Below are 11,988 nucleotides of genomic sequence, written 5' to 3'. Positions count from 1 at the left end.
AGCGAGTTTAAGGGCTTCCTGGCGGAATTCAGGCGAGTGCTGCTTGCGGGGCTTGTTGCTGGTTGTGGCTGATTTGGTCATGAGTCACCTCTGGTTGAGAGTTTACTCACTTAGTCCCGTGTCCACTATTCACGGGTAGGATCATACAGCCGTAAAAGGTGATGCAAAAATACCCGTTGATAAGATTGAACTGTATATGCGTGGTAAAGCTTCTGGTGACCTAGAGTCTTTGCAAACAGAATATAACTCTTTAAAAGATGCAAAAATTAGCAGCCAAAAAGAATTTGCAAAAGATCCAAATAATGCTAAAAGGATGGAAGTATTAGAAAAACAAATCCATAATATTGAGCGTTCTCAAGATATGGCTCGTGTATTGGATCAAGCAAGTATAGTGAATACTGCCAGTAATAACAGCATGATAATAGATAAGTTATTGGACTCAGCACAGGGTGCTACGTCTGCAAATAGACAAACATCTGTTGTTGTATCAGGCCCTAACGGTAACGTAAGGGTTTATGCTACATGGACAATATTACCTGATGGCACGAAAAGACTTTCAACTGTTAATACGGGAGCATTCAAATGATAAATGTGAATAGTACCGAAAAGGATATTGAAGGTTTAGAAAGTTACCTAGCTAATGGCTATGTAGAGGCTAACTCTTTTAATGATCCAGAGGATGATGCGTTAGAGTGTCTCAGTGATTTATTAGTTAAAGATTCGGGGTGCTGTCTGTCATTTTGTAAAAAAATACTTAATTCAAATAACATTGATGGTGTTTTCATTAAAGGTTCAGCACTGAATTTCTTATTATTGTCAGAACAGTGGCCTTATGCCTTTGAGTATTTGACAGGTAATGCAGGAAATATAACTCTTGCAGAGCTTGAAAAGGCACTGTTCTACTTTTACTGTGCAAAAAATGAGACAGATCCTTATCCTGTACCAGAGGGTTTATTAAAAAAACTAATGAAAAGATATGAAGAACTGAAAAATGATCCTGATGCAAAATTTTATCATCTTCATGAGACGTACAATGATTTTTCAAAAGCTTACCCTCTGAATAATTAGAAGCTATCGCCCAAGGAATATTGTCTATGACTGCATGGAAGGATGATGGGCATAGTGTGTTGGGAGTTGTTCTTTAACAGATTTGGGGGAAATGGTGTAACAGGCTGAAAAGGTGTGTCAGGGCAAAAAGTTGGTGGGCAGAAAGTACAGCAGGAAAAACCGCTGTAACTCACGGAAAGAACAGGGAAAAGCCGGATTCATCGCAGCAACCTGCGTCGGAAAGAGTTGTTGTTGAGAATAATGCGCTCAGCGGATGTACACCGATGACCTGCGCGAATGGAATCGATGTCATGCATGGAGGCGGCGGCAGTCTGGGTGGTGGCACAGCAGGCGGTGCTGCGGGCGCGGGGCTTGGTGCCATTATTGCCGGGATGTTTGGTAGCGATGATTCGAAATCACCAACCGATACTGGCGGTGATCAGATTGCTGAGCAGGGACCAACAAATACAGGAGGAGATCAGCTATTTGACCAATATGGTAATCCAACCCACACTGGCAATACAGAGAACAGCGATACATCGTTAAGCAATACCGGCAACACTGACGGTGCTATTGATACTGGTGGGAACACAACCACAACCCCGATTGCTGATCAGAATAAGGACGATCTGGCTTATTTATCTGGTGATAGTAACTATGTACCGAGTCCCAAACATGCGCCTGGTGGATGGGGGACTCCGATGGATTTAAGTGATTCTCAAGCTCAAGATGTTTTAAACAGTTCAATCCAGGGCGGAAAGCAAAAATATGGGTTGAGTGATGGGAAACTGTATGAGTTCCAACCTGATAACGCTGGAGGATGGCATGGATATCCAGTCCCAGGCACAGAGGTTCCACCTAAAGTATTACGTGAATTCCTTGCTCGCGGTGATATCAGTAAAGCAGAGTACAATAAAATGATTAAAGGAAAATAGTCATGAATAAACTGCGTATCAAGTTAATCGAAGGTTCATTACTGGATGAATTTCAAGTTATTGATATTTCGGTTATTAGCTATACAGGTGTGATATCTATCTTTCATGGAAAAATAAATCTATCTGAGCTACTTGATTGGTTCAAAGAAAATGAGCATGAGATCAAGTCGTCAGATTTGCCAATAGATAGGAGACATGGAGGATCATTAGCCAGAAAAATACGGGATTTTTATGAAAATATAGATACGGAAAATGATGAAGTTGTTGACTCAATGTTTGATTACCGCTCCCATCATTGCCTCCGGTTTGCAGCACGAGGTTCTCTTATTCCTGAGATTTATATTGGGAAGTCAGAACATAACTATGAAATATCAATGTCTGGTAATGATGGAGAATGGGGATATTTTATTGACATAGAAGATTTTTTTAATCAATTAAAAAATTAGGGTAATAACGGCCATGTCGCAGGGATTTTTTTACCTGTTAGTTAGCCGTCAGATTCACTTCCCAGCGGCAAGGGAATCATCGAGTTTTGCTGGTTTTGGTGTGGTGGAAGGTGATAAAGGCCAAAAACGCACGTCGGGGAAAAATGTTGTCGCCACTGAAATGCACTGATGAAAACTAGATGTAACATGCTGAATGAACTAAGAAAATGTAAGTTAGGTGCAGAGATTCACATCAGAGTGAGTTGTCGTTGAGAATAATACGTTTGCGGTTCCTGCTCCTGTTCCGGTGCCTGTTCCCGGCGTTCCGGTAAGCCCAGGAGATCAGGTCACCAAAGACGCCAATGGCAAAATAGCGTCAGCTGTGGATGATCTGTTTGATGCGATTGATAAAGCCACTCAGTGTAGCTTTGGGCGTGCATGTTCTTCGGATGATTCAAATCAGGAATCGAAACCCAACGTTGCCGGTAACATGACGGATAACGAGAAGGCTGAATATGGTGGTGCTGGGTCAGGCTCTCCAACGCCACCAGAAAATGATCATGAAAAACAAGAAAGTAAGCCTGTTGATAAACTCAATCAAAAGCAAGAAAGTGCTATCAAGAAGATCGATAACACTATAAAAAATGCTTTAAAAGATCATGATATCACAGGAACGCTTAGGGATATGGATGGTAACCCTGTACCTAAGGAAAGCGGTGGATATTGGGATCACATGCAGGAAGTGCAAAATACCCTCAGGGGCTTAAGGAACCATGCAGACACATTGAAAAATGTTAATAATCCTGAAGCTCAAGCGGCATATGGTCGCGCAACAGATGCTATCAATAAAATTGAATCAGCCTTGAAAGGACATGGGATATTATTACTTTCCGTAAGTTGATAGGAAAAATAAATTTAAAACCTGATTCTGTTCAGAAATCATCGCTTGAACAATGGTTTGAACGTGTCATTGATATACCAATAGAAGAGCTGTTCGTAGAAGATCTTTGTCGTGCTATTCGTCAGGATCTCTTTATCGACCAGCTAATGCCAAGAGTATTAAAAGTATTGGCGGAAGACCCATTGGCGGGAGAATATTACGATGGTGAACTCATTGCAGCTCTGGCAACAGTAAAAGTAGAGGATCTAAAAAATCATATGGACTGTTTTGAACAGGCTAAGATGATTATAAATAAAATAAATACTTCAGATATTGATAATGAATTAAGAAAAGATATATTGAAAATTAATAAAATAGGTACGTGAGATAAAGTAGCTTGCTCTCGCAAGGTAATGGTGTGAACGTGTTCAGGCAAAAAAGGTGCGTCGGGGCAAAAAGTTGCAGAGCCTGAAACGCCTCAGCAAAAATCAGGTGTAATCCACGGAAAGCACAGGGAAATGCCCTCTAAGGCAGCCAGCTTCGCAACGGATAAAGTTGTTGTTGAGAATAACTACCTCAGTACGAACCAGTCGCTGACGTTTGATAAAGAGCTGTCAGACTGCCGAAAATCGGACGGTGACTGTCAGGCTGTTATTGATAAATGGAAGAGAATCAGCGATGACCAGAGCCAGCAGCTGGATGGAACGCTGAAAGATAACCCGACTTCCGCGCTTGCCTGGGATAAAAAACTGGCTGAAGGTGGCCTGGATATGGCAAGCCGCCCGGCCTGGATGAATAACATTCCGGGTGCCGGTGGAATGAGCGATGAACAGGCCCGTGCGTATGTTCAGCAGTGGAACAGCCAGGATCTGAGTAAGATCGATGCTAGTACACCCGGCTGGATGCAGTTCGCGGCGTTTGCATCAGATCCGGAAAATCAGGCAGCACTGGGGTCGCTGGGGCTGCTGGCAAAAGACGTGACGGTTGCAGCGGTCTCCTTTATGGGGCGTAATACGGCGACAGCAACGGTGAGTGCCGCAGATATTGGCATGAAATGGGGCCAGGGGAATATGAAACAGGGTATGCTGTGGGAGGATTATGTTGGGAAATCTCTTCCCGCAGATGCCCGTTTGCCTCAGAATTTCAAAACCTTTGATTACTATGATGGTGCGACCAAAACGGCTACCAGTGTAAAATCAATGGATACGCAGACTATGGCGAAACTGGCTAATCCGAATCAGGTTTACAGTTCGATAAAAGGAAATATCGATGCTACGGCTAAGTTTAAAGAATATGCACTCTCTGGACGAGAATTAACTCCATCAATGATCTCTAACAGAGAGATACAGCTCGCTGTTCCTGCTAACACAACTAAAACACAGTGGATAGAAATCAATCGGGCTATTGAGTATGGTAAATCTCAGGGCGTCAAAGTGACGGTAACGCAGGTGAAATAATGGCTTTTAATAAAGATCAGGATTACTGGGCGAATATATTTGTTACACCAGATTTTTTGAGTGTTGAAACTTATTCAGGATTAGGAATGACAGGCAGAGATCCATTGTTTCCACCACGTTTATTACTGCCTGATGTAGATGACAAAAGCCTAGGTGAGGAGATCCTACAGGCATTGTCTGACAGCCGTACACTAGATGTTTTGGAAGATCGTGTAGCTTTTTTCGATCTTGAAAAAGGTAAAGAACAATATGCAGCTTGGATAGCTACTCTGATGGTGAAGTATGGTTATAGAACTAAACGTGCATTATTTAAAAATATGAAAAAAGCTGGCATCCATCTGGTAAATGATGTTATCACAATCCGGCCTTCATTCCATGAAAAGCTGGAAGCATGGAGTGGTAACAGGATCAATGAATCTGATTATGTGGTGCTTCCAGCAGGCAGTTCCCCAACCGAAATCGGCGCAGGTCTGAGATTAGCACTCAGTCGCTGCAAGGGTTAATTTGAAATATCAGGGGAAATGTTTTGCTTTGCCCTTTTAACTTCCATACAAGGTGAGTTTTAGATGTGCCGCCTCTCAGTGGTTCTTCTAAAGCTAACTTGGCTAGGGCTGCGCCCTAACTGACCTTGTGTTGTTGCGCGGAGCAGCGGTAGCATGTCTGGACGAAAAAGGCGTATCGGGGCCAAAAGTTGCCTGGCCGAAAGTACAGTAGGCGAAAAAGGTTGTAGCTAACTGAAAGTACAGGGAAAATACTCTCCCATTCTCAATAATCGCGTCGGAACGAGTTGTTGCTGAGAATAACTATCTGAGCGTGTCTGAAAAGACGGAGCTTGAGATAGCAAAACAGACGCTTAAAAACAGTAAAGATCCGGCAGAACGCGAGAAAGCACAGCAGAAATATGACGCATTACTTGAGAAAGATATTACCAGTGATAAGGAAGTTATTGATGCCTGCGGTAATGGTAACGCGGGAAGTTCAGCGTGTGCCAGTGCAAGACTGAAAGTCATTGCGTCAAAAGAGGGGTATGAAGATGGCCCTTATAACTCGAAATATAGCCAACAGTACGCTGATGCGTATGGTCAGATAGTCAATCTCCTCGATATCACCACTATTGATGCACAGAATCAGCAGCAGGTGAAAGACGCCATGATTAACTATTTCATGGTCACCAAAGGGGTTGATCGTCAGACCGCAGAAAGCTACACCGAAACGAAGCAGGGTCTGGAGATCATTGCGGCTTCGGTGACACCAATTTTGGGTTCTGCTGCGGCAAAACAACTAAGTAAAATCGTTGATGCTAATCTTAAGGTCGTGGCGAGAGGTAATGTTGATGGCACTAAGTTTTCAGATACTAATCAAGGGGCTAGGCCTTCACAGTTAGCTGATTTCAATAAACCGACACTTATCAATGATGTTGTGCAGGCCAAGATAGACAAACGGCCGGATAAAAACCTACCCAATGGGAATATGGGAACAGCTCATGCAGAGATAGGTGTAATTCAGCAAGCTTATGAAAAAGGAATGACTAACGGCAAAGATATGCTTATGTCCGTAAGTGGGGAGAAAGTTTGCTCTTACTGTCTTAGTGACATAAAAATTATGGCTGAAAGATCAGGGCTTAAGTCGTTAACATTATTTGAAGAAGCTACTGGCAGGACTTTATATTGGCAGTCAGGAACAAAGGGGTTCCGCGTAAAAGGATCTAATGATGAATAGGTTACTTCTTTCATGGTCTATATCACAAAAAGGTGGTACGAAGAAGCCTGATTGCTGGGAAGACATTGTTAACTTACTAGATAAAGTTCGCTTATTTAGTGGTTGTGTAACCGTCGATAAATTAGACAGCGAGGGTTATTTAATCTCAGAAGTACAAGTAAGAATGGAAAAAGGTTTTTATCTGGTTACGTTTTTGAATGAAGATGATGAGGTTATGTCAATTACTGATTTAACACAACCAGATGAAAAAGTGTTAATTCTCGGAGATTACTGGCCAGCAAGTCAGCTTACAAAAAACTTTGATCTTGTTGTCAGGATCTTTAGGGAGTTCTTCGATACTGGCAATGTATCAACGGCTCTTCTTAATTGATATAAAAATCCCAGACTACAGCGTCCCCTGTGGTGCTGTAATCTGCTGATATGATGGTACTGCGCGAGACCCTGTGTCACGGCAGGGCGGTAGCGTCTCCTGGCCAAAAACGCGCGTCGGGGCAAAATGTTGACAGCGCTAAAATGCGCCTGCGAGAATGAGTTGTAACCTGCTGACTGTACAGGAAAAACACCCTTTCGTTCTCAATAACTGTGTCGGATCGAGTTGTTGTTGAGAATAACTATCTGAGCAGTAAGCAGATAGATGCCTGGTCCGCTGAAATGAAGTCCTGTCAGGCGAAAGGCGGTGACTGCGGCGGTATTATCAAAAAGTACGAAGAGTTGAGTACGGCACAGCAGAAGCAACTGATCAGTGACTGTGCAGCCAGCCCGGCAACCTGCCAGCAGAAATACGGTGATGTACTGACTGACAGTCTGGCGGTGAAGCAGGCAATAGATCGTGCTCTGGGTGAAGATATCCCGATCAAGATGGTCTACGATCTGACGGCGACTTTTGCGCAGCAAATGCAGGCCGAAGGGGTTGTCGCGACCAACAAAGTCTCGGAAGCACTCCAGAAAGAGTACGGTCTAGATGAAGTTCAGGCGGGAATAGTCGCGAGTGCTGCGGCGTCAGCATTTGGGGGAATTAGTAAGGCTAAAGGGAATTCCCAGCCTAAAATTGAACAAATCCTCAAGCCAGAGAAAAACTGGGAAACTGCTCGAAACAAGGCATTGGATCTTGTAGGTAATTTAGGAGCGGACTCTAAGCCAGTTATCGGACGTTTGGAAATCAGCGCTGGTAATGGGAAAGTCATAGGGCGGCAATCCAACGACGGAAAAGTTGGTTGGCGTGTTGATTATGATCCTGACAAAGGCACACACATCAATATATGGGATTACTCACAGGGTAAAGGCCCTGGAAAAGCGGTGAAGCAAGTCATACCTTTTGAAGGCAATGAAAAGTCTTTTGAAACAATATTGAAACAGCTAAACAGGTAGAGCAAATGACTTTATTTGATGAGTGTCGGGAAGCACTGAGTGCTGATTTTAATATAGTAGAGGGGCTGGCTCAGCAGGAGGCTCTGGGCATTTTAAATAAGTATCCTCTCGCGAAAGGAAGTGTTACTTGGTCAGAGATCAGGCATTCTGATTATGAGAGTTTTGATGAGCTATTGAGCGCAAACTCTGTAAAAAACGATGACATGTTTGTCTTTGCAGATGATGCAAGTATTCCAGTTTTTAGGTCAAATCTAAGATTAATCGCTGAAAATATCTATGACGTAACAGCTTTATCGCCCAAGTTATTCATTTTTAATGATGAAGTGATAATACAACCTTTGTTCCCAACTGATATGTTCCGTTTAGGAATCAAGAAATAGTGGGAACGCTCGCAAATCCCGGCCATTATGCCGGGATTTTTTTGCGCGTCATTTGCCACAGCTTTACACGGTTTTCCTCTCAACAGCGGGACAGGGTAACAACGCTAAAAAAAGCCAGTGAAGAAAATGCAACAGGAAAAACCGCTTGTAACTCACGGAAAGAAGAGGGAAAAACCGTTATCATCACAGCAATGTGCACCGGATCGAGTTGTTGCTGAGAATAATGCGCTGAGCAACGGATTTAAGCTGTCAAAAGGAATGATGGACTACGGACAGGCACAGGGCTCGCTGATGGGTAATACCAATCTGGTTGATGAGAATGGAAATGTCATGAATCCGATGAGTGATGAAGAGAAAGCTAAAGCCTCTCAACACATGGCTGAAGGCGACATGCCTGATAGTACAAATATCACGAAAGTGTTTGTGAATGGTTACAAAGATGGCGTGATGTTGGCCAGCGACGCATATCTAGGCCCGGTTGCAACCGCCGGAAAAGTGGTAGGAGGGATAGTCATAGCGGAAATTGCGAATGGAACATATCAATGGTTTGATATCAATAGCGAACAAAATCTCAGCCTTCCGGTAAGCCAGCAAAAAACGTGGGATTTTAAATCGAGTTTATCGGTAGGCGTATCGGCGGCATTAGTCGCAGGGCGTGGACCGCTGGAAGGTCTAGGTATTGCCTACGGCGGCACTCTGTTCACAGATGGCGCGGATCCAGGTGCTTTTGCAGGGACGACATCCGGATGGGTATTTGGTTCGGTAGTGAATGTTGTCGCCCCACCGGTGCTTAGCCCCGTGCTAGGCACGGGAGGCGCTCCGATTGGTGATATTATTGGTTCTCTGGGTGGTGAGTTTATTGGCAATGCCGTTAAAGATGAGGTGAACAAAAATGACAAAAAATAAGCCTACTATCTTTAGGCTATTATTCAGCATTGCATACTTGTTTGTTTGCTGCCTAGTGTTTTTCTCTCTGGCGCTGATCGCCGTTAAATTCATTATCAGCCATGAAGTTGTTATTGAACGGTCAGATATTAAGCGGGTTGCCGTCGTAAGTGCTATTGCAGCAATCGCGGCAGCCGTAAGGTCGTGGATATATGCAATACTCGATGAACGAAAGATGCGCAGAAAGCCTCCCGAGTAGTAGTCAAAAGCGCGAATATTTTTTGTTGAGAATAACTATCTTAGCTATGACCAGGCGCAGGCCTTTGATAAGGAAATGACCGCCTGTCGCAAGGCGGGTGGCGACTGTGGCGATATCCAGAACAAATACGCCGTACTGAGCGGTGAGAACCGGCAGATGCTGAGTATTAATATTGCAGCCGATCCGTTAACGGCGCTGTCGGGTGAAGATAAATGGAATATTGAAGGCGGACTCAGCGCGGCGACCCGACCGGACTGGCTGTATGGCTCGCTGGAAAACCAGGATGTGAAGGATTACGTCATTGAAGGTAACAGCTATGACCTGAACTATCTGAACAGCAATACGTCACAGGGTGACAGGGCTCTGGCTTTCTTCGGTGAGCCTGAAAACTACTGGGGGACTGTGGCTGGGGCCGGTTCATTGTTAACGTCATCAGCCACGCTGGCCGAAAAATTTGTCAGCGCCGGGTTGAGTTATGGTGCTAACGGGGCTGTTCAGATTGCAACCGGCAATACCGGCGATAAATTTGATTATCTCAGTTTCATGATGTCAGGCTTAACCGGGGTAGGTACAGCCGGGAAAGGATATTACGCTAACCAGTTGTTGGGAGCCGGTAGTGCTTACATGAGCAGCCAGATTGAAGGCCAGGACAGTACTTCATCGGTAGTGGGTAGCATGGCCGGTACAGGGATTGGTTATAATGCTGGGGCAGCAATCACGAATAAATTTGAATCTCAATATATAAAAAACCAGCTGGGAATGGATGCCAGCAAAAATGCCTTAAAATACTCTGAATCGTCTTTTGGTCCGGGGTATTTGCTTAAAGGTGGCGAAATGAGTCCATACCCTGGCATAGCTGGCGGTTTTATAGGTTCAGGCGCGTCAGAGTTGGGTAGTTCTATTGTTCAGGAAAAAACAAGGGGAGTTAACAAATGAAGCATCCCTTTATTTTTTTACTCATTCTGATTTTAGTTTATTCAGCCGCAAGTGCATTAGCTTTTATACTAGTCGCTTGGCTTGTTTCTACACAACCATTATCAATGTTGGATATAGTAAAATATGGAGAATTAGGGATTTTAGTTGGAGCATGGGGGGGGGCTGGCATTTGGTTTTTATACTGGCTAAACTCCAGAAAAAGCAACAAATAAAGAATTGTTGTTGAGAATAACGCGCTCAGCCTGCCATCAGAAATGGTGAGTTACGGACAGGCGGTTGCCTCTTGGAACCAGTATGCGGTAGACCACAATCTGGCCCCGAAAGAAACTCAGGCTGGTCGTGATAAAATAGCGAAAGGCGATATGCCGGACAGCACCAATATCACGAAAGTGATGGTGGATGGCTCCTCGGATATGGCTTTTGCTTTTGTGGCCTGGGAATTAGGTCTGGCGGCATCAGCTGGTAAGGCTGTTGGTGGTGGCCTTCAGCGGGCATGGCGGGTGGTATTGCGGGTAGAGATGCTTCGGGTGCAATGAGCGGGGCTCAGGCCGGGAAGAATGCGGCTGAGAATAATGGCCTTGCAAGTGTGCTGGCCGCAGCGGAAGCCAATAAACCCGGCACTATTGATAAATGGAAAGAGGAGCAGCAGGCAGCTATTAAGGAAGCCTGCAGCGGACATACACCGATGTCGTGTCAGATGGCGGTGGCCGCTATGGGAACGGTGATGTCAGGCGGCGTGCTTCCAGAAGCGATGGTAATATCTGGTGCTATTAGTGCAGGAGCTGTTAGTGCTGTTGACTTATGGGGGACAGGGTCGGTCGATCCTAAGAATGTCATGGCAGCATACTGGGGGGGGCTTTGACTCGATATACTGGTTTTAAATCGACGGTTCTTATTAATGCTGCAATAGGTGGAGCAACCAGTTCTATTGACGGAAAGAATCCGTTCCTGTATGGAACAATTAACGGTGTCGGAAGTGCTATCGGTTATGGAATAGGTAATAAAATTATCGCTCCAGTAATGGATGATTTTTTAAATCCTGTGAGTAAAACCTTGCGTTGGGATGATATTGGGATGGGTATGTCTCAGCCTTCTCGGCTAAACCCTATTCCCGGTATAGCTGGTACGTTTTCTGGTGGGATGGCTAGTGAAGGATTTAACGTGTTAGTTGACCCTAACAATAGTTTTAATACAGAAGAAAAAACAAAATGACTTTCAAAAAACGGTTATTGTCATTAATTTTCCTTATCTTCGCCTTTGTGTTGATGGCTAATGCTGTTGCTCTGGTTACATACGCTGCCGCAAAGCTATACCTCTATGTTGTTCGCGATATTCCATTTGGAACATATCTTCCCAGCTTTATGAGGCTAGTTAAAGGGGCCACTGTTGGCGGCCTGGTAGCTGGGGGGGGGTGCTGGTTTGCATATCTAAAAAATGAACGTTCATAAGTGATTTATTTTAGAGTAAGAATCCCCCCATTGTTGGCGGAATTTTCCCCTAAATCCCTTCACCCTCAGACAAGATATATTTTTGGAGTACCGCCACGATCGGTTCTCCAAAAACGCTTCAATCAGGGCGCAGGGCCGCAGTGTGTTGGCCGGGCATAATCTTGCCATCCACGCTACGGACGGTGATATCAACGTTCAGGGCAGCCAGTTGCAGGCAGGTAATAATGCCCTGCTGGATGCCAGCCGCGA

General features: G+C 44.5%; 17 protein-coding genes and 2 pseudogenes. All 19 read left to right on the top strand.

Features of this window, described 5'->3' with window-relative positions; translation table 11 throughout:
* Nucleotides 1-196 precede the first annotated feature (196 nt).
* Nucleotides 197-586: a hypothetical protein gene (locus JO226_RS18395; protein WP_293641180.1), complete on the top strand. Its 390-nt coding sequence runs from the start codon at nt 197-199 to the stop codon at nt 584-586.
* Entirely contained in the window at nt 583-1,068 is a 486-nt protein-coding gene (locus JO226_RS18390) for a hypothetical protein (protein ID WP_293641177.1), read from the top strand. Before JO226_RS18395 ends, JO226_RS18390 begins: the two co-directional genes overlap by 4 nt.
* A gap of 263 nt (nt 1,069-1,331) precedes the next feature.
* Nucleotides 1,332-1,982, top strand: a complete 651-nt coding sequence (locus JO226_RS18385) for a filamentous hemagglutinin (protein ID WP_293641174.1) — start codon at nt 1,332-1,334, stop codon at nt 1,980-1,982.
* 2 nt (nt 1,983-1,984) lie between these two features.
* A complete protein-coding gene (locus JO226_RS18380) occupies nt 1,985-2,428 on the top strand; it encodes a hypothetical protein (RefSeq protein ID WP_293641171.1) in 444 nt (147 codons plus the stop codon).
* A gap of 361 nt (nt 2,429-2,789) precedes the next feature.
* Nucleotides 2,790-3,308: a polymorphic toxin type 28 domain-containing protein gene (locus JO226_RS18375; protein WP_293641168.1), complete on the top strand. Its 519-nt coding sequence runs from the start codon at nt 2,790-2,792 to the stop codon at nt 3,306-3,308.
* The gene (locus JO226_RS18370; RefSeq protein ID WP_293641166.1) at nt 3,305-3,673 is read left to right on the top strand and encodes a contact-dependent growth inhibition system immunity protein; all 369 of its coding nucleotides are present in this window, start codon (nt 3,305-3,307) and stop codon (nt 3,671-3,673) included. The genes JO226_RS18375 and JO226_RS18370 overlap by 4 nt, the downstream gene beginning before the upstream one ends.
* Before the next feature lie 132 nt (nt 3,674-3,805).
* Entirely contained in the window at nt 3,806-4,744 is a 939-nt protein-coding gene (locus tag JO226_RS18365; RefSeq protein WP_293641164.1) for a hypothetical protein, read from the top strand.
* On the top strand, nt 4,744-5,247 hold the full coding sequence (cdiI4, locus tag JO226_RS18360) for a CDI system immunity protein CdiI-o11 (RefSeq protein ID WP_293641162.1): 504 nt from the start codon (nt 4,744-4,746) through the stop codon (nt 5,245-5,247). Before JO226_RS18365 ends, cdiI4 begins: the two co-directional genes overlap by 1 nt.
* A 292-nt stretch (nt 5,248-5,539) precedes the next feature.
* A pseudogene (locus tag JO226_RS18355) lies at nt 5,540-6,463 on the top strand (DUF6862 domain-containing protein); the annotation flags it as partial.
* Nucleotides 6,456-6,833, top strand: a complete 378-nt coding sequence (locus JO226_RS18350) for a hypothetical protein (protein WP_293641157.1) — start codon at nt 6,456-6,458, stop codon at nt 6,831-6,833. The pseudogene JO226_RS18355 and the gene JO226_RS18350, both read left to right, overlap by 8 nt.
* A gap of 230 nt (nt 6,834-7,063) precedes the next feature.
* Nucleotides 7,064-7,831, top strand: a pseudogene (locus tag JO226_RS18345) (hemagglutination protein); the annotation flags it as partial.
* Between the two features lie 5 nt (nt 7,832-7,836).
* Nucleotides 7,837-8,211 carry a hypothetical protein gene (locus tag JO226_RS18340; RefSeq protein ID WP_000171782.1) on the top strand — a complete coding sequence of 125 codons (375 nt, stop codon included), beginning with the start codon at nt 7,837-7,839 and terminating at the stop codon, nt 8,209-8,211.
* 126 nt (nt 8,212-8,337) lie between these two features.
* Nucleotides 8,338-9,117, top strand: a complete 780-nt coding sequence (locus JO226_RS18335) for an adhesin (RefSeq protein WP_293641011.1) — start codon at nt 8,338-8,340, stop codon at nt 9,115-9,117.
* Between the two features lie 313 nt (nt 9,118-9,430).
* Nucleotides 9,431-10,291 carry a hypothetical protein gene (locus JO226_RS18330; protein ID WP_293641008.1) on the top strand — a complete coding sequence of 287 codons (861 nt, stop codon included), beginning with the start codon at nt 9,431-9,433 and terminating at the stop codon, nt 10,289-10,291.
* The gene (locus tag JO226_RS18325) at nt 10,288-10,503 is read left to right on the top strand and encodes a hypothetical protein (RefSeq protein WP_293641005.1); all 216 of its coding nucleotides are present in this window, start codon (nt 10,288-10,290) and stop codon (nt 10,501-10,503) included. Before JO226_RS18330 ends, JO226_RS18325 begins: the two co-directional genes overlap by 4 nt.
* A gap of 42 nt (nt 10,504-10,545) precedes the next feature.
* The gene (locus JO226_RS18320) at nt 10,546-10,827 is read left to right on the top strand and encodes a hypothetical protein (RefSeq protein ID WP_293641003.1); all 282 of its coding nucleotides are present in this window, start codon (nt 10,546-10,548) and stop codon (nt 10,825-10,827) included.
* Nucleotides 10,785-11,153, top strand: a complete 369-nt coding sequence (locus JO226_RS18315) for a VENN motif pre-toxin domain-containing protein (protein ID WP_367273563.1) — start codon at nt 10,785-10,787, stop codon at nt 11,151-11,153. Before JO226_RS18320 ends, JO226_RS18315 begins: the two co-directional genes overlap by 43 nt.
* Nucleotides 11,150-11,503 carry an adhesin gene (locus tag JO226_RS18310; RefSeq protein WP_293640999.1) on the top strand — a complete coding sequence of 118 codons (354 nt, stop codon included), beginning with the start codon at nt 11,150-11,152 and terminating at the stop codon, nt 11,501-11,503. The genes JO226_RS18315 and JO226_RS18310 overlap by 4 nt, the downstream gene beginning before the upstream one ends.
* 318 nt (nt 11,504-11,821) lie before the next feature.
* A partial coding sequence (locus JO226_RS23355; protein WP_367273564.1) for a hemagglutinin repeat-containing protein occupies nt 11,822-11,988 on the top strand: 167 nt, incomplete at its 3' end.

Origin of the sequence: Pluralibacter sp., assembly GCF_019237635.1 — a bacterium.
Lineage (GTDB): Bacteria > Pseudomonadota > Gammaproteobacteria > Enterobacterales > Enterobacteriaceae > Enterobacter_B.
This window is presented reverse-complemented; position numbering and strand designations above follow the sequence as displayed.